Genomic DNA, 16,440 nt, shown 5'->3' on the forward strand with positions numbered 1-16,440 from the left:
TAAGCATCAAAGATTCTTTATTTAAAGGTTCTGATCGATATAAAAACCTGAATATTGTAAAAGTGGGAGATATTGAAACAAAAATCACTTTAAAAGCAGGATATATTGAACGTGATGATTTAAAAATACCTGTTTTTGAAGCAAAATTAAATAAATCTTCTTTATTATCAGACCAAGATCCTAGTTTAGTTGCCAAAGAAAAGAAAGTGGTTTCAGTTGAAGGAATCAATGGTGAATACATTTTATTAGGTTCATTAGAAGAAGTAAGTATGTCAGGAAACTGGCCTAAAAAATATGGAAATAACGAATAATAGCGTCATCCAAAAAAGTTATAAAAAGTTGTCCATTCAGGTTTCACTGAATGGGCTTTCTTTTTGTTGCCGTGACACTTTATCCGGTCAATTGATTTCCTTCGAAAAAATTGACTTTTCAAATTTCCCTAAATCTTTTACTATTGAAAACAGTTTGTGGAAATCAATGTTAGATTTTTCAGACTTAACAAAATCCTACGATGAAATTGTCGTTCTTCACGAAAACAATTTGAGCACTTTTGTGCCAAAACCACTTTTTGATGAAGAATACAAAGGAAGTTACCTGCAATACAATACCAAAGTTTTTGAAACCGATTATTTTGCTGTTGATGAAATGGAAAAACACGAAATGGTGAATGTATACGTGCCCTATGTTAACATAAATAATTATTTAATTGATCAGTTTGGCTCTTTTGAATACCAGCATTTTTCAAGTATTTTAGTGTCTAAATTATTGGATTTATCTAAAAATGATGAGGCACAAAATATGTTTGTTCATGTGGCTTCTACTCATTTTGAAATTATTGTTATTCAAAATCAGAAGCTTTTGTTATATAACTCCTTTGAATACCAAACCGCAGAAGATTTTCTGTACTATTTATTATTTACTGCAGAACAACTGCATTTGAACCCGGAATCCATGAAATTATTTATTTTGGGTGAATGCTCTGAAAATGATGCTTTGTACCAAAAAGCATATCAATATGTAAGAAATACTGCTATGTTGGATGTTTCTGAACTGCAAAAAACAAACTCCTTTTCAACTCAGGAAAACCGTACCCATTTTATCCTTTTCAACACGTGAGAATCATATCCGGAAAATACAAAGGCCGCAGGTTATCGCCTCCCAAAAACCTTCCTGTTCGACCAACCACCGATATGAGTAAAGAAGCATTGTTTAACATTTTAAACAATCATTTTAATTTTACCGAATTAAAGGTATTGGATTTATTTGCCGGAACCGGAAACATCAGTTTTGAGTTTGCTTCCCGAGGCAGTGAACCGATTATTTCAGTTGATGCTGATTATGGGTGTATCTCCTTTATCAAAAAAACTACAGATGAATTTGAATTCAACATTACAGCCATTAAAAGTGATGTGTTTAAATTTTTAGAAAAAACAAAAGGTGATTTTGACATTATTTTTGCCGACCCACCCTATGGAATGGAGCAAAAGGACTTTGAAAAAATAGTTGAACTAGTTTTTACAAACGAATTGTTAGTGGAAGACGGAATGATGATAGTAGAGCATTCCAAACACACTAAACTGGAACACATGACTACTTTTTCTTTTCAAAAGAATTATGGCGGTTCCACTTTTTCGTTTTTTGAATGGGAAAGTGATGAAACAGCGGGTAATAATTCTTCTGAAGAAGAGGAATAATCATTTGTCCATCACCATAAAAAAAGCAGACCTGTAAGCCGGATTCTGTATTCGCCAAAGCGAACCCTTATCATTTATCTTGCTCAATAGTTACCCATTGAATCTAGCTGCCTACCCTTCAACCTCGGACGAGTAGCCCTTATCCGCCGTGACGGAACGTTGATATACATGGCATTTCACCGCATAGAGTTTACCTGGTTTCACTACAGCCGAACTGTACATACTTTCTGTTGCACTAGTCCTCATTCGCCGAGGCGAACGGACGGGTGTTACCCGTTATGCTACTCTTTGGTGTCCGGACTTTCCTCCCCGATAAATCGAGACGATAAGGCGGTCTGCAGTGCAAAAATAAACTTAATAATTCATTATTGAGCAAAATCCTGCGGATTAAATTTTCCGGTTGAAATGAGATAAACAAAATAAATTATTATTAAAATAATACTCAAAATTATATAGAAAATAACTCCGACAGGAATAAAAATAAACGTTTTTAAAATTAATTGCTTTCCCGTTAAACTAAAAACCCTTTTCAAAGCATAAGCATGATAAACTATCATGAAAACAAATGTAAAAATTGAATAACTGTAAAAATCTAAATTAAAAATAATCAGAAAAGGAATAAATAATAAAACAAAGATGGATGATTGAGAGTAGGTATAAAAATAAATTAAATTGTGTTCCGCATAATTAAACTGCTTAAAATTATAAAAAACTATTTTAGACAATAATGCCAAATAAGGAATACTAAAAAAAATTAAAATACTGTTGTAATCATAAAAAGAATTCATAAATTCTTTCATGTCAAACGGAGATTTTTGATTTCCGGAAAAAGCTCCATAATCAATCTCTCCTAAATAGCCTCTTTTCATCAAAAAAATATTGAATCCACTTAACGTTACAGCAATAATCAAATAGGTAATTGGGTTTACATAACGAACCCTAAGTCCATTTAAATAACCATTAATAACCCATTCTGGATTGGTAAAAAGTGTTTTAAATGTTGTCAAAAATTTATTATCAAAACTTAAATAGCGTTCAGAAAAATCATAAAGTATATTTTTAATTGTTAATTTTTTTGTCACAACTTGAGCCCCACAATTGGAACAAAATTTATCAGCTGTTTCTATACTATTTTGGCAGTTCTTGCAATTCATCGTTTTTATATTTTTAACTAAAATAAAAAAATAACTTTATACTTTTGAAAAAATATAGTCAAATGAATATCAAACTCATTGCCATTGGCAAAACTGACCATAAAAACCTTCAAGCACTGATTGAAGAATATCAAAAGCGATTGTCTTTTTATATCAAATTCGAATTGGAAATAATTCCCGATATTAAAAATGTTAAAAACCTTTCAGAAGAACAACAAAAAGAAAAAGAAGGTGAACTGATTTTAGCCAAACTCTCCCCTACTGATTTTTTAATTCTGTTGGATGAAAACGGAAAATCATTTACCAGTATTGGGTTTGCCAATGAATTACAAAAGAAAATGAATGCCGGAATAAAAACATTGGTCTACGTCATTGGTGGTCCTTATGGATTTTCAGAAACCGTTTATCAGAAAGCTCAACAAAAAATTTCATTGTCTGAAATGACTTTTTCACACCAAATGGTGCGGTTATTTTTTATTGAACAGGTATACCGTGGTTTTACTATTTTGAAAAATGAGCCTTATCATCATCAATAACAATGTCAAATAATTCTAATTGCAGAAGAATGATTACTCGTTAAAATTTACAAAGCACAATTACAATCCGGTAATTTCTTTTTGTCATAAATAAAATGTGTTGGTGAAATAGAAACCAATTCATTTTCTAAAATTTTCAATTCAATTACTTTGGATAAGTACTGATCAAAAGTTAAACGTTCATCAAAATTTAAGTAAAGCAACACGCGTTTATCTTCACTTGAAAAAGAAGTGTATTCTTTTAAAAAAGCAAGCAATTCTTTCATCTCCACTTCATTTCCATCAACAGATACTTTATTATTAGGTTTAAAATTTACCGTGAAAGTTTGAAAATGAATATGATAATCCGGATTATCTTTTACATAAATAGATGAAAAATAGGAATTGTAGGTGTACTTTATTTCCTTAAAAGACATGAATGCTAATGTTTTCTGAACACTATCCATATAAGAATAATAATTTGTTGCTTGATCATTTTGATGCATTTGTGGGCCTTCTCTCTTTTGTTGCAACTTGATAATTTCTGGAATAACTATTTTTAAAGGCAGTCGTTTGTCAATGTTGAAAATCCAATTGGTTGTACCGATAGTGTTTTTCCGATTAACCTCTGCAACGGTGTCTTTCCCTTTTTTTTCAAAAAAAATATAAACCGGAGAATGGTCTACAACCGTCGTATCAATAGTGCTGACCGCCTGAACTAATTGCACTTCTTTTTGACAGGAAATAAAAGAGAGTAAAACGACTAGTACTAAAACTTTCTTCATATTATAAACTCATTAAGGAAAATAATTTTACACATTCCACCGCTTCTTTTACATCATGAACCCGCAAAATAGAAGCTCCTTTGGTTAAGGCAATCATATTGAGAGCTGTTGTGCCGTTCAACGCTTTTTCAGGGGTTAAATCCAATGGTTTATAAATCATTGACTTTCTGGAAACTCCTGCTAAAATAGGTAATTCCAGCACTTTAAATAATTCTAATTTCTGCATAATTTCAAAATTTTGTTCTACTGTTTTAGCAAAACCAAATCCGGGATCAATAATTAAATCATTTATGCCAAAACTTCTTGCCAAAGCCACTTTTTCAGAAAAATAAAATAACATATCTTTTACAATATCATCATATTGTGTGAGTTGAGTCATCGTTTGTGGTGTTCCCTTCATATGCATCATAATGTATGGAACTTGAAGTTTTCCTATCGTCTTCATCATTTTATCATCCAAACTTCCTGCCGAAATATCGTTAATAATACTGGCACCTGATTTTACCGCAGCTTTAGCTACTTCACTTCTAAAGGTATCAATGGATAATAAAGTTGTTGGAAATTCTTTTAAAACCAATTTTAAAACCGGAATTAAACGGGCTATTTCTTCTTCTTCGGAGACAAATTCGGCATTGGGTTTACTGGAATAAGCTCCGACGTCAATAAAATCAGCTCCATCAACCAACATTGTTTCCACTTGTTTTACTATTTCGGATTCATTTTTATATTTTCCTCCGTCATAAAATGAATTTGGTGTTACATTTAAAATTCCCATCACTTTGGGTGTCGCTAAATCAATCAGTTTGCCTTGGCAGTTTATTAACATATCGTTTGAAAAAAGGCGTTAAAAAGTAGCATCTACTTCTTTTGAAAATTGTATTTTTGAAAATCTTTACAAATATAATTCAATAATGGATAGTACCTCACAACAATATGATAAAGTCATCGCTGTTTGCCGACAATTATATTGCAATAAAATGAAAGACTATGGCAGTGCATGGAGAATTCTTCGTTTGCCCTCCCTAACTGACCAAATTTTCATCAAAGCTCAACGCATTCGTAGTCTACAGGAAAATGAAATTCGCAAAGTAGATGAAGATGAAACCGGTGAATTTATTGGTATTATCAATTATTCTATCATGGCCTTAATTCAATTAGAAAAAGGGGTCGTGGATCAACCTGATTTAAATTTAGAAGAGGCAACTCGCTTGTATGACGAGAAAATTGCAGAAACAAAATTACTCATGGAAAATAAAAACCATGACTATGGAGAAGCTTGGCGTGAAATGCGTGTGAGCTCTCTCAACGATTTAATTTTGCAAAAATTGCTTCGTGTAAAACAAATCGAAGATAATAAAGGTAAAACGTTAGTTTCAGAAGGAATTGATGCTAATTATCAAGACATGATTAATTATGCTGTTTTTGCCCTAATTCACTTAGGATTTCACAAAAAATAAAACCATGAAAGTACTCACTCACATTGTCCGTTTTCTTGTTGGATTATTATTTATTATTTCCGGATTAATAAAACTGAACGATCCGGTTGGGTTTTCATTTAAACTGGAAGAATATTTTTCTGAAGGTGTTTTAAACATCCCCTTTTTGGTTCCGCTTGCTTTATTAATTGCAGTGGTCGTGGTCATTTTTGAAATAGTCTTAGGGGTAATGCTTTTAATTGGATTCAAACCAAAATTTACAGTTTGGAGCCTTTTTTTAATGATTGTATTTTTCACTTTTCTAACCTTTTATTCAGCCTATTTTAATAAAGTAACTGATTGTGGTTGTTTTGGTGATGCCCTGAAACTTACGCCATGGGAATCGTTTACAAAGGATATTGTCTTATTGGTATTAATTGTATTTTTAATAATTAATCTGAAATACATTCAACCGATTGTTGGAAAATTAGGTCAAAATGCAACCGTTTTTATGTCGTATACCGCATGCTTGTTTTTAGCTTATTATGTGCTGATGCATTTACCGGTTATTGATTTTCGGGCTTTTGCTGTTGGAAATAACATCCAAAAAGGAATGGAAATTCCGGCAGGTGCGACCTTATCGGAATATGAAATGCTTTTTATTTACAAAGTGAATGGTGTGGAAACTGAGTTTTCTCAAGCCGATGTAATGGCCAACAAAGTTCCTGAAACAGCAGAATTTGTCGATCGAAAAGACAAATTAATCAAACAAGGTTACGTTCCTCCTATTCATGATTTCACCATTGAATTAGACGGAAGTGATTATACGGAAGACATGCTCAAAGAACCTAAATTAATTATGCTGATTTCATATGATTTAGGAAAAGCGGACGATGATGGCTTAGCTAAACTGGAAGAATTTCATCAAGCTGCTCTCAAAAAAGGATATAAAGTAATTGGAATGACCGCTTCTGACGAAACATTAATCAAGTCTGTAAAAGACAAGCATAAATTAACGTTTGACTATTATTTTTGTGATGCTACCACCTTAAAAACCATTGAAAGAGCTAATCCAAGCATCGTTGTTTTAAACAAGGGAACGATTGTTCAGAAAAAACATTTCAATGATATTGACAAAGTAACGTTGAATTAAGATGAAAAACACCTTTACTATTGGCAATAGCATCGCTTCAATTTTCATGATTATTATTGGTGTAAACCTATTATTTATTCATCAAAAAAGTGATTTTCTGCCAAAATATGTCACAATCATTTTAGGTATTCTTATCTTATTCATCTCAATAGGTGGTATACTTGCCAGAATAAAGAATTTAAAAAAAGACACCCCTAAAAATTGATTCGTTATTTACTCCATAAAATTGGCTACGCACTACTCACCCTGTTTGGAGTAATCACCGTCATTTTTATTTTATTTACGATACTTCCCGGCGATCCTGCCCGAATGATGCTAGATCAAAATGAAAATTCAGAGCAACTCGCGTTGGTTAAGAAAAAATATGGTTTCGACAAACCTATTTCTACTCAATATCTATATTATTTAAACGATTTGTCTCCTTTGTCGTTTCATAGTACAAAATCAGATTCGTACACTTTTTTATCTGAAGGGAAATACAACGGAATCAATTTCATTACGATTGGAAATACTAACATCGTTTTAAAAACGCCCTATTTAAGAGAAAGTTTTCAAAAAAGCGGTAAAAAAGTTAGCGATGTTATAGGAAACACATTGCCAAATACGTTTATTTTAGCTCTTTTGGCTATTATTATTGCCATAGTTGTAGGTGTTTTTCTAGGTATTGTTTCTGCTCTTTACAAAGACACACTTTTAGACAGAATGATTGCACTAGTCAGTAGTTTAGGTATGAGTATACCTTCCTTTTTCAGTGCCATTTTATTCGCTTGGTTATTTGGATTTGTTTGGCATAGCTATACCGGACTCAACATGACCGGAAGTTTATATGAAGTTGACGATTTTGGGGAAGGAAGCTACATTCAATGGAAAAATAGTATTCTACCGGCCATTGTTCTAGGAATTCGTCCTTTAGGTGTTGTTATTCAATTAATGCGGAATTCATTGTTGGAAACATTCGGACAAGATTATATTCGAACGGCGAAAGCCAAAGGTTTAAACTCCTTCCAAATCATTAAAAATCATGCCTTAAAAAACTCCTTGAACCCTGTCGTGACAGCCATTTCAGGATGGTTTGCTTCCATGTTAGCCGGAGCAGTTTTTGTAGAATATATTTTCGGTTGGAATGGCCTTGGAAAAGAAATTGTGGAGGCATTAAACAATTTAGATTTACCGGTCATCATGGGTTCGGTAATTGTGATTGCAACTACATTCGTCGTTATTAATATTTTGGTTGATTTAGTTTATGCTTATTTAGATCCAAAAATTCGATTAAGCTAAATCGATTTCGGATATTATTAGCAGTTTATTAGGATTTCGTTTCCCTAGTTATTGTAAATTTGTTTAATTAATAAAATGAAAATGAAAAAAATACTGCTTACCGTATGTGTGGCTCTGGGAATAATATCTTGTTCCAATGCTCAAAAAACAGCTTTTACAAAAGAAGCCTTAGAAGATAAAATGCTTTCTGTTGATGGTGTCGAATTATCTTTTCAAACTATTATAAAAAAATATGAAGGTAAAACGGTTATCATTGATGTTTGGGCATCTTGGTGTCCTGATTGCGTAAAAGGAATGCCTAAAGTAGTTGAATTACAAAAACAATTTCCTGATGCTGTTTATTTATTTTTATCCTACGATAAAACTCCTGAAAGTTGGTCAAAAGGAATTGAAAAATACGGAGTTAAAGGAGAACATTATTTAATTTTATCCAAATGGAAAGGCGGAACTTTCAGTAATTCTATCGATTTAGATTGGATTCCAAGGTATATGGTATTGAATAAAAAAGGGGAAATTTCTCTATACAAAGCCATTGAAGCTGATGATGAAAAACTTATTTCTACTATAAAAAATCTAAACTAATGAGACAAAAAATCGTAGCCGGAAACTGGAAAATGCACAAAACGGCTGAAGAAACGGAAGATTTATTAAATGAATTAATCAACAAAATTCCAACAGACATTGAACAAAGAGTAATTGTTGCTCCTACGTTTATTAATTTGGCGGCGGCGGCAGATCATTTAGAATTTACAAACATTGAAGTTGCGGCACAAAATATGCATCAGGCTGAATCAGGTGCTTTTACAGGTGAAATTTCCGCTTCTATGTTAAAAAGTGTGGGTGTAAATATTGTTATTTTAGGTCATTCAGAACGTAGAGCATATTTTCATGAAACCGATGCTTTGTTAGCCAATAAAGTAGATACGGCACTTAAACACGAAATGGAAATTATTTTTTGTTTTGGCGAAGAATTAAAAGAGCGTCAATCGGGACAACATTTTAATGTAGTTGAAAACCAATTAAAAGACGGATTATTTCACTTAGAAGCTTCTGCCTGGAAAAATATTATTTTGGCGTATGAACCTGTTTGGGCCATAGGAACGGGAGAAACCGCTTCACCTGATCAAGCTCAAGAAATGCATGATTTTATCAGAGATACCATAAATAAAAAATACGGAAATTCAGTTTCTGAAGATGTTTCCATTCTTTATGGAGGAAGTGTCAAGCCTGAAAATGCTGCCGAAATCTTTTCTAAACCCGATGTAGACGGAGGTCTAATTGGTGGTGCTGCTTTGAAAAGCGATGATTTTACAAAGATTGTTTTGGCAATATAATATTTAAAGTATTAAATAATAAAAAACAAAAAGTCGTCTTTGGTCTATCAAAGACAACTTTTTATATTTTATGATTTATTTTGTAGGAAGTATCTTTTTTATAAATTTTTTAATTACATTATACTTAATAACTAAGCATTTAAATCATTTATTTATGAAAAATATTATTTTTCTTTTGTTTTTGAGTTGTGCAACTTTAATTAACGCACAATCTTTTGTTTGTGGGAACGGAGATGAAACACCTGTAAATAATATTACCCCCCCCCCGAATTTCACCTACAATGCTGACAATAAGTATGTTCTAAATGTAAAATTCCATATTGTGTATGATGATTATGGAGTTATACTAGACGAATTAACTGTAAATGGTCAACTTGTTAACCAATTTGGAGAAAATGAAATCATGGAAATTCTAAAAGACACGAACGTTACATTTAATCCACATAATATTTTCTTCAAATACAAAGGTTTTGATATATCCTATAATTCAGACGTTACGAATGGCCTACAAAATGGAACTTCAATTTCAACTTTAGGTTTACATGACTACAATACCTATAATATTTATTTTGTTAACTACACACATATTGGTCATGCTTATGCAACAAATGGAAATACATGGGCGGTCTTTTCATTTCATACAATGAATGATTCTAGCAGAATGCAGGTATTAGGGCATGAATTAGGCCATTGTTTTACTTTACATCATGTTTTTAATTTATATAATACAACCCAATGTGAACATGTAACTAGAGACGTAAACTCACCGCTTTACAATGCAAATGTTGCTGGTGATTTAGTTCACGATACTCCTGCACAGTCCTCTCAACCTTGGTTTGCCAACTGTGAATATATTTATAATCCAAATAGTACAGATTGTTCAGGTGAGCCTTATGTTGATATTATACCCGCAAATTATTTAGGATATGATCCTTATTCAACTTGTGGTTTTCATTTTACACCTGGTCAAGTAATACGAATGAGAAGTCATTTACAAAGCCCCTCAATGGCACACGTACTCCAAACTTACAATACAATTGAAAGCTTATATGAACCTTTTGAAACAATTCCTTATGGTGGAACAATTATTAGAAGTATCTCTGATAATGGCGATGGAACAGCAGAAGTATGTAGAAATACTATGATTAAACACCGTTTTCAAAAAAGTTTTGATTATGTTTTTCCTGATGTAAATGCTGACGACATAAATACGGCAACTATTAATGATTTGCCTGAAATTATAAATACAACTTATACATTCAATGTTCAAATTAATCAAGTAAATCCAACTATCACAAATGAAGTTTTTGTAGATTGTAATCGACAACCTTTTTGTCAAACAGAAGATTTTGTAAATGGATTAGTTATTTCTACAAAAGATTTAGGATCAATGAATATAACAATTCAGGAATTAAATGAAATCCAAGTAAAAGACCCCGAACTTTTTCAAAACTTAATGAACGAATATTATCATATTATTCGTAAAGAAACCGAAAGTGGTGCCGTAAAACAGACTGTTATCTATAAATACTAGTCGCATGAAATTTTATTTTCTACTTATACTAACTTCTATTATGGCTGTTGCCCAACCGGGTATCGAATGGCAGAGAACTATAGGAGGGAATAACTTAGACACTTTTAGAAAAGCTGTAATTAATGGTGATGGTTATTTATTATCCGGGCAATCACAATCTAACATTTCGGGCGATAAAACTATAAATGGTTTTGGTGGTTTATCACATACATGGGTATTAAAAATAAATGTAAATGGCGAAATTCTATGGCAGAAAGCTTATGGTGGAGATGGAGGAGAATATAATTATGATGTAATTAAAACAGATAATAACGGTTTTCTTATTTCAAATATTTCTTGGTCTAATATTTCAGGAAATAAAACAGAAAATTCAAGAGGTGAGGGAGATTATTGGTTAGTAAAAATAGACGAACTTGGTACTATAGAATGGCAAAAAACGATTGGAGGTAGCGGTTCAGAGTTTGACATGATGGCTATTCCATGCACAGATGGTGGCTATTTTGTTGGAGGTAGCTCCAGGTCGCCTATTTCGGGTGAAAAAACAGAAAATTTCAGAGGTTTTTCTGCTTTAAATGCAGATTTCTGGGTGCTAAAGCTAGACGAAAATAGGAACATTGAATGGCAACGAACCATAGGCGGTGAAGATGAAGACCTTTTTAAAACCGTTTCCCAAACCAATGATGGTGGTTTTTTACTTGGTGGTCGTTCCAGATCAAACATTGGGTTTGAAAAAAGTGAAAACAGTAGAGGCAATAGTCATGATTTTTGGATTTTAAAATTGAGTCCTCAAGGTGTTATTGAATGGCAAAAAACAATTGGAAGCACCGATACCGATTTACTTTCAGATATGCTCATCACCCCGGAAAATGATATTCTGGTTGGCGGAACATCGGCAGGTTTAGTTTCCGGTGATAAAACGGTTGCATCAAATGGTTTATCCGATTTTTGGTTACTTAAATTGAATAGTACAGGTGATATTTTATGGCAAAAATCGATTGGTGGTAATGACCAAGAATCACTTAACAGACTATCACAAACAATAGATGGGAATTTTCTTTTAAGCGGAAGTTCTCGCTCTTCTATTTCCGGTGACAAAACAAGTAATTCAAGAGGTTTAAGTGATTATTGGGTGGTATTAATTGATACGAATGGAAATATAATTGGACAAAAAACGATAGGCGGTTCTGAAAATGAAGCCGGAACAAATGTCATTGAAGCACCGGATGGAGGTTATTTTGTTGCCGGAAGCACTTTTTCGGGTATTTCCGGAGAAAAAACAGAAGCAAGTCGTGGTCAATCTGATTATTGGGTTTTAAAATTAGAGAGTAATAGTCTAACGTTTTCCAATCCAATACTTGCCGGAATAAAAGTATATCCAAATCCTACAACAGAACTTGTCTATATAAATTTTAACAAGGAATTTACGGGTTCAATAATTCAAACTGATATGTTAGGAAAAGAAATTAGACAAATTTATTTTTCTGATGTAAAAAATGTGACTTTTCAATTGGATGGAGAAGATGGTGTTTATTTTTTAACGCTAATAACAAATTCAAGCGAAAAAGAGAGTATTAAAATCATTAAGAAAAAATAAATAATTAAAAAAAAAGTCGTCCAAATACTAATTTCGGACGACTTTTTTATACTCCTATATTGAAATTACCCATCATTCATGGAAATCAAAAACTCATCATTATTTCTTGTCTTTTTAAATCGGTCATTGATAAAATCCATAGCTTCCACAGGATTCATATCGGCCAAATATTTACGCATAATCCACATGCGATGAATTGTTTTTTCATCTAACAATAAATCATCTCGACGCGTACTGGAGGATGTTAAATCAATTGCCGGGAAGATACGTCTGTTCGCTATTTTTCTGTCTAATTGAAGCTCCATGTTACCGGTTCCTTTAAACTCTTCAAAAATAACTTCATCCATTTTTGAACCTGTTTCTGTTAAGGCTGTGGCGATGATACTTAACGAACCTCCATTTTCAATATTACGGGCTGCTCCAAAGAAACGTTTCGGTTTTTGTAATGCATTGGCATCTACACCTCCACTTAATACTTTACCGGATGCCGGTTGAACCGTATTGTATGCTCTGGCCAAACGGGTGATAGAATCTAATAAAATCACCACATCGTGTCCACATTCTACTAAACGTTTTGCTTTTTCTAAAACGATATTTGCCACTTTCACATGTCGGTCTGCCGGTTCATCAAAAGTAGAAGCAATAACTTCTCCACGTACATTTCGTTGCATATCGGTTACCTCTTCCGGACGCTCATCAATCAACAGTACAATTAAATATACTTCCGGATGATTCGCCGCGATGGAATTAGCAATATCCTTTAACAACATTGTTTTACCCGTTTTCGGTTGGGCTACAATCATACCACGTTGTCCTTTTCCGATAGGCGAAAATAAATCTATAATTCGAGTAGAAACTGTTGCTTGTTTTTCCGCTAGATTAAATTTTTCTTGTGGAAAAATTGGCGTTAAATGTTCAAAAGAAACACGGTCACGCACCACTTGTGGATCATGCCCGTTAATCTTCAATACTTTCACCAATGGGAAAAATTTCTCGCCTTCTTTCGGAGGGCGAACTACACCTTTAACCGTATCTCCTGTTTTTAAACCAAAAAGACGAATTTGAGAAGTGGACAAATAAATATCATCCGGTGAAGCTAAATAATTATAATCGGACGAACGCAAAAAACCATAACCATCCGGCATCATTTCTAAAACACCTTCACTTTCAATGATTCCGTCAAATTCATAATCTGCGTCGCGGTAATTTGTCTTTTTATTTTTAAAATTCGGATTGTTATTTCCGTTCCCATTTCCATTATTATGCTTTGAAAAGGGCTGATTGGGCTGACGCTGTGGTTGTTCTTCGTTTGAAGGAACTTCTTCAGAAGATTCTACTTTATCTGAGGCTTCTCCCTGAATAACTTCAACCGGATTATCAACTTGCTTTTTGAAATTCTTTTTTTCAAATTTAGCTTTTTGAAATTTTACAGGTCTTTCCTCTGTTTTTTCTGATGGAATTTGTTCTTCAATTACAACAGCTGGAATTGGTTTTTCAACCATGGCTTCAGCCGAATCAAATTTTGAAAAAGGTGAATTTTCAGCAGAAGGCTTAATTTTTACAGGTATTATTCTGGCACGTTTTGTTTTTGAACCATTATCATCTGCCGGCATTTCATCCGGTTTTGAGGAAGAAGATTGCGTATCGAGTATACTCTGAATCAACTCTTCTTTTTTTACGCCATGAAATTTTATTGTTTTTGCAGCTTTTGCAATGTCTTGAAGCTCAGAAAGCTTCATTTCTTTTAATGCAGAAATTTCAAACATGAATGTTCTATGATATTAATTTTTTTATTCAGAAAATGTAATGAGGTACACGTTAATTTTGTGTCTGTTAAATGAAGTAAAAACAGAATTCTATTGCAATATTACAAATATTTTTTTAGCAAACAATGGTATTTATTAAAAAAGAAAATATATTTTTGCGATGTTAATAATACAAAATGTTACAAAGGATTCAAACGTTATATCTTATTGGTGCATTTATTTGCAATGGAGTATTATCTTTTATCTTTCCTTTATGGTATGATGAAAATGGTTTTCCTTTCTTTTTTCAAGCAGATTTGCCTATTTCCATTTTATTTGGGTTTAGTGCCGTTTTATCCATCTTAACCATTTTTTCTTATAAAAAAAGACCTCAACAATTTGTCGTAAGCAGATTGAACATCATATTAAATGTAATTTTATTGCTATTGTTTGTGTTGTATGCCCCAAAATTATCTGGAGATCCGCAAGTGTCTGAGAAGGGTATTGGGCTTATTCTTCCTTTATTATCTATCGTGTTTTTAGCGTTAGCCAATTTCGCTATTCAAAAGGATGAAAAGCTCGTGAAATCGTCGGGCAGATTACGTAAATAGTACTTTAAACTTAGTTTATTTTAGTGCGTTAAAAATCCGAACCAATGGTTCGGATTTTTTTATACTTTTAATCAAGCGTTTTTACTCTCTGTAAGATTGTCAAAATTAAATAAAGAAAAAAAGGAAATATTCTTAATTTTTTTTACATTTGAGATTGATTAATCTTAATACTATACTCGACTCGCCTAATAATTATGCCAAACAAAATTAAAATTCACTTAGCCGATGATCATCAGGTGCTCATTGACGGAATGTTAGCCGTACTTAAAACTAATTCGAAATTTGAGGTCGTGGGTCATTCCTTAAACGGGTTGGATTTGGTTAAAACAGTTAAAGAAAACAAGGCTGATATTTTAATTATGGACATCAACATGCCTCATAAAGATGGCATTGAAGTTTTAAAAGAATTTTCTGTTAGTGGCTACACTTGTCGCGTTATCATACTATCCAGTTATGACGACTTGAAATTAATTAAAGAGGTGTTGAAATTAGGAGCAACAGGTTACCTATCTAAAGAATGTGCCGGCGAAAGTATTGTTGAAGCTATTGAAGTGGTTGCTTCCGGAAGAGAATATTTTTCTAAAAACATTCAAGACAAAATTTTCAGTTCATTTTCAGGTAATCATACAGTAGCATCTAATCAAGATGTTCATATGAGTAATGTTTTAACCGAACGGGAATTAGAAATACTCAAGTTAATCTCCTTGGAATACAGTGGAAAAGAAATTGGCGAAGAGCTTTTTATCAGTGCCAATACCGTAGAAACCCACCGCAAGAATTTAATCAAAAAACTAAATGTGAAAAACACTATTGGATTAGTAAAATATGCAATTAAAAACAACTTAATCAAACAATAATTATGGAACTTTTAGGCACTTACAGCATTACAAGAGTTGATGAAAAAAGCTACAGTTTAGTCTATGAAATTCCGGACAATTGCGACTTTTCTGTAGCGGACAAAGACGGCGTTTATGCTATCACTATTGAATTAAAACCCGGACAAACAGAACCCTCTTTAAAATATGTAACGGAAACGCTTAATTGTGAAGCTTTTGCCGGCATTATTGATGTAAAATTTATACAGCAAGATTTTGAAAATTTAGGGGCTACTTATTCAATAAAACCTAAAATTAAAGTATTAGTCAATGAATAAACACTTCTTTTTTTTCTTTTTAATAGTATTCAATGTGTCAATTTTTGCTCAGCCTAAAATTGATTCTGTTGATTATTATATGGAAAAAAACGAATTAATAAAAGGTTTAAATTATGCTAAAACTAAATCAGAATATTATTTTCAACAAAATCAATTTGATAAATTCTGTAGAATATCGGTCAAGAAAGCCAAAATTTATGGTCGATTAAACGACCACGATAAATCCTTAAGCACGCTTTATAAAGCGTTAGCTGTTTCTGAAAAAAACAAACTAAAAGGTAATGCTGAAATTTTAGAACAAATAGGAACCCGTTATTCAATAATCAGAGATTCCACTAAAGCTTTTAAAAATTACTACAAAGCATTAAACATAGGCTTAAAAGAAAAAGACACTGCCAGTTTAATTCATGTTTATCATAATTTATTTCGATTGAATACGGAAAAAAATTTAGACAGTTGCTATAAGTATATGGTC

At 32.6% G+C, this 16,440-nt stretch carries 19 protein-coding genes, 1 other RNA gene and 1 pseudogene; 16 read left to right on the top strand and 5 right to left on the bottom strand.

The window, feature by feature from the left end; translation table 11 throughout:
• The 3 genes and pseudogenes from C0512_RS12720 to rsmD all read left to right on the top strand — a co-directional run.
• A pseudogene (locus C0512_RS12720) lies at positions 1-311 on the top strand (hypothetical protein); the annotation flags it as partial.
• Positions 295-1,116 (top strand): DUF3822 family protein, encoded by an 822-nt coding sequence (locus tag C0512_RS12725; protein ID WP_290862173.1) that lies wholly within the window; start codon positions 295-297, stop codon positions 1,114-1,116. The pseudogene C0512_RS12720 and the gene C0512_RS12725, both read left to right, overlap by 17 nt.
• Positions 1,113-1,694: a 16S rRNA (guanine(966)-N(2))-methyltransferase RsmD gene (rsmD, locus tag C0512_RS12730; RefSeq protein WP_290862174.1), complete on the top strand. Its 582-nt coding sequence runs from the start codon at positions 1,113-1,115 to the stop codon at positions 1,692-1,694. The genes C0512_RS12725 and rsmD overlap by 4 nt, the downstream gene beginning before the upstream one ends.
• Before the next feature lie 18 nt (positions 1,695-1,712).
• Here rsmD and rnpB read toward each other — a convergent pair.
• Positions 1,713-2,036: RNase P RNA component class A (gene rnpB / locus C0512_RS12735), an RNA gene on the bottom strand.
• 23 nt (positions 2,037-2,059) lie between these two features.
• Positions 2,060-2,848 (bottom strand): DUF3667 domain-containing protein, encoded by a 789-nt coding sequence (locus C0512_RS12740; protein ID WP_290862175.1) that lies wholly within the window; start codon positions 2,846-2,848, stop codon positions 2,060-2,062.
• Between the two features lie 62 nt (positions 2,849-2,910).
• On the opposite strand from C0512_RS12740, the gene rlmH reads away from it, so the two are divergent.
• Positions 2,911-3,384, top strand: a complete 474-nt coding sequence (gene rlmH / locus C0512_RS12745) for a 23S rRNA (pseudouridine(1915)-N(3))-methyltransferase RlmH (RefSeq protein ID WP_290862176.1) — start codon at positions 2,911-2,913, stop codon at positions 3,382-3,384.
• A 47-nt stretch (positions 3,385-3,431) separates the two neighbouring features.
• On the opposite strand, the gene C0512_RS12750 is transcribed toward rlmH, so the two are convergent.
• Together C0512_RS12750 and folP are read right to left on the bottom strand one after the other, a co-directional pair.
• Positions 3,432-4,148, bottom strand: a complete 717-nt coding sequence (locus tag C0512_RS12750) for a hypothetical protein (protein ID WP_290862177.1) — start codon at positions 4,146-4,148, stop codon at positions 3,432-3,434.
• A 1-nt stretch (position 4,149) separates the two neighbouring features.
• Positions 4,150-4,974, bottom strand: a complete 825-nt coding sequence (gene folP, locus C0512_RS12755; RefSeq protein ID WP_290862179.1) for a dihydropteroate synthase — start codon at positions 4,972-4,974, stop codon at positions 4,150-4,152.
• Between the two features lie 85 nt (positions 4,975-5,059).
• Here folP and C0512_RS12760 point away from each other — a divergent pair, with 85 nt between their 5' ends.
• The 8 genes from C0512_RS12760 (at position 5,060) to C0512_RS12795 (ending at position 12,456) form a co-directional block, all read left to right on the top strand.
• A complete protein-coding gene (locus C0512_RS12760) occupies positions 5,060-5,605 on the top strand; it encodes a DUF1599 domain-containing protein (protein ID WP_290862181.1) in 546 nt (181 codons plus the stop codon).
• A gap of 4 nt (positions 5,606-5,609) precedes the next feature.
• A complete protein-coding gene (locus C0512_RS12765) occupies positions 5,610-6,716 on the top strand; it encodes a BT_3928 family protein (RefSeq protein ID WP_290862183.1) in 1,107 nt (368 codons plus the stop codon).
• 1 nt (position 6,717) lies between these two features.
• On the top strand, positions 6,718-6,921 hold the full coding sequence (locus tag C0512_RS12770; protein WP_290862185.1) for a hypothetical protein: 204 nt from the start codon (positions 6,718-6,720) through the stop codon (positions 6,919-6,921).
• The gene (locus tag C0512_RS12775) at positions 6,918-7,994 is read left to right on the top strand and encodes an ABC transporter permease (RefSeq protein ID WP_290862187.1); all 1,077 of its coding nucleotides are present in this window, start codon (positions 6,918-6,920) and stop codon (positions 7,992-7,994) included. Before C0512_RS12770 ends, C0512_RS12775 begins: the two co-directional genes overlap by 4 nt.
• 81 nt (positions 7,995-8,075) lie before the next feature.
• Positions 8,076-8,576 (top strand): thioredoxin-like domain-containing protein, encoded by a 501-nt coding sequence (locus C0512_RS12780; protein WP_290862189.1) that lies wholly within the window; start codon positions 8,076-8,078, stop codon positions 8,574-8,576.
• On the top strand, positions 8,576-9,328 hold the full coding sequence (gene tpiA, locus C0512_RS12785) for a triose-phosphate isomerase (RefSeq protein WP_290862192.1): 753 nt from the start codon (positions 8,576-8,578) through the stop codon (positions 9,326-9,328). The genes C0512_RS12780 and tpiA overlap by 1 nt, the downstream gene beginning before the upstream one ends.
• A 154-nt stretch (positions 9,329-9,482) precedes the next feature.
• A complete protein-coding gene (locus tag C0512_RS12790; RefSeq protein WP_290862194.1) occupies positions 9,483-10,862 on the top strand; it encodes a M43 family zinc metalloprotease in 1,380 nt (459 codons plus the stop codon).
• 4 nt (positions 10,863-10,866) lie between these two features.
• Positions 10,867-12,456 carry a T9SS type A sorting domain-containing protein gene (locus C0512_RS12795; protein WP_290862196.1) on the top strand — a complete coding sequence of 530 codons (1,590 nt, stop codon included), beginning with the start codon at positions 10,867-10,869 and terminating at the stop codon, positions 12,454-12,456.
• A 65-nt stretch (positions 12,457-12,521) separates the two neighbouring features.
• Here C0512_RS12795 and rho read toward each other — a convergent pair whose 3' ends face one another.
• Positions 12,522-14,222 carry a transcription termination factor Rho gene (rho, locus tag C0512_RS12800; protein WP_290862198.1) on the bottom strand — a complete coding sequence of 567 codons (1,701 nt, stop codon included), beginning with the start codon at positions 14,220-14,222 and terminating at the stop codon, positions 12,522-12,524.
• A gap of 176 nt (positions 14,223-14,398) precedes the next feature.
• Here rho and C0512_RS12805 point away from each other — a divergent pair, with 176 nt between their 5' ends.
• The 4 genes from C0512_RS12805 to C0512_RS12820 all read left to right on the top strand — a co-directional run.
• Positions 14,399-14,812, top strand: coding sequence for a DUF4293 domain-containing protein (locus tag C0512_RS12805; RefSeq protein WP_290862200.1), 414 nt, complete (start codon positions 14,399-14,401; stop codon positions 14,810-14,812).
• Positions 14,813-15,006: 194 nt separating this feature from the next.
• Positions 15,007-15,669, top strand: a complete 663-nt coding sequence (locus C0512_RS12810; RefSeq protein ID WP_290862202.1) for a response regulator transcription factor — start codon at positions 15,007-15,009, stop codon at positions 15,667-15,669.
• A 2-nt stretch (positions 15,670-15,671) separates the two neighbouring features.
• Positions 15,672-15,965, top strand: coding sequence for a hypothetical protein (locus C0512_RS12815; protein ID WP_290862204.1), 294 nt, complete (start codon positions 15,672-15,674; stop codon positions 15,963-15,965).
• Positions 15,958-16,440, top strand: a 483-nt coding sequence (locus tag C0512_RS12820) for a hypothetical protein (protein WP_290862206.1), incomplete at its 3' end; no start/stop codon positions are given. The genes C0512_RS12815 and C0512_RS12820, both read left to right, overlap by 8 nt.

The organism is Flavobacterium sp., from assembly GCF_013822155.1.
Taxonomy (GTDB): domain Bacteria; phylum Bacteroidota; class Bacteroidia; order Flavobacteriales; family Flavobacteriaceae; genus Flavobacterium.

What these genes read in the sequence shown, in the direction of transcription:
- folP (WP_290862179.1), bottom strand. Translation starts at nt 4,974, where the DNA reads ATGTTAATAAACTGCCAAGGCAAACTGATTGATTTAGCGACACCCAAA.
- C0512_RS12795 (WP_290862196.1), top strand. Translation starts at nt 10,867, where the DNA reads ATGAAATTTTATTTTCTACTTATACTAACTTCTATTATGGCTGTTGCC.
- C0512_RS12815 (WP_290862204.1), top strand. Translation starts at nt 15,672, where the DNA reads ATGGAACTTTTAGGCACTTACAGCATTACAAGAGTTGATGAAAAAAGC.
- C0512_RS12790 (WP_290862194.1), top strand. Translation starts at nt 9,483, where the DNA reads ATGAAAAATATTATTTTTCTTTTGTTTTTGAGTTGTGCAACTTTAATT.
- C0512_RS12810 (WP_290862202.1), top strand. Translation starts at nt 15,007, where the DNA reads ATGCCAAACAAAATTAAAATTCACTTAGCCGATGATCATCAGGTGCTC.
- rlmH (WP_290862176.1), top strand. Translation starts at nt 2,911, where the DNA reads ATGAATATCAAACTCATTGCCATTGGCAAAACTGACCATAAAAACCTT.
- C0512_RS12750 (WP_290862177.1), bottom strand. Translation starts at nt 4,148, where the DNA reads ATGAAGAAAGTTTTAGTACTAGTCGTTTTACTCTCTTTTATTTCCTGT.
- C0512_RS12725 (WP_290862173.1), top strand. Translation starts at nt 295, where the DNA reads ATGGAAATAACGAATAATAGCGTCATCCAAAAAAGTTATAAAAAGTTG.
- C0512_RS12805 (WP_290862200.1), top strand. Translation starts at nt 14,399, where the DNA reads ATGTTACAAAGGATTCAAACGTTATATCTTATTGGTGCATTTATTTGC.
- C0512_RS12770 (WP_290862185.1), top strand. Translation starts at nt 6,718, where the DNA reads ATGAAAAACACCTTTACTATTGGCAATAGCATCGCTTCAATTTTCATG.
- C0512_RS12760 (WP_290862181.1), top strand. Translation starts at nt 5,060, where the DNA reads ATGGATAGTACCTCACAACAATATGATAAAGTCATCGCTGTTTGCCGA.
- rho (WP_290862198.1), bottom strand. Translation starts at nt 14,222, where the DNA reads ATGTTTGAAATTTCTGCATTAAAAGAAATGAAGCTTTCTGAGCTTCAA.
- C0512_RS12765 (WP_290862183.1), top strand. Translation starts at nt 5,610, where the DNA reads ATGAAAGTACTCACTCACATTGTCCGTTTTCTTGTTGGATTATTATTT.
- tpiA (WP_290862192.1), top strand. Translation starts at nt 8,576, where the DNA reads ATGAGACAAAAAATCGTAGCCGGAAACTGGAAAATGCACAAAACGGCT.
- C0512_RS12740 (WP_290862175.1), bottom strand. Translation starts at nt 2,848, where the DNA reads ATGAATTGCAAGAACTGCCAAAATAGTATAGAAACAGCTGATAAATTT.
- C0512_RS12780 (WP_290862189.1), top strand. Translation starts at nt 8,076, where the DNA reads ATGAAAAAAATACTGCTTACCGTATGTGTGGCTCTGGGAATAATATCT.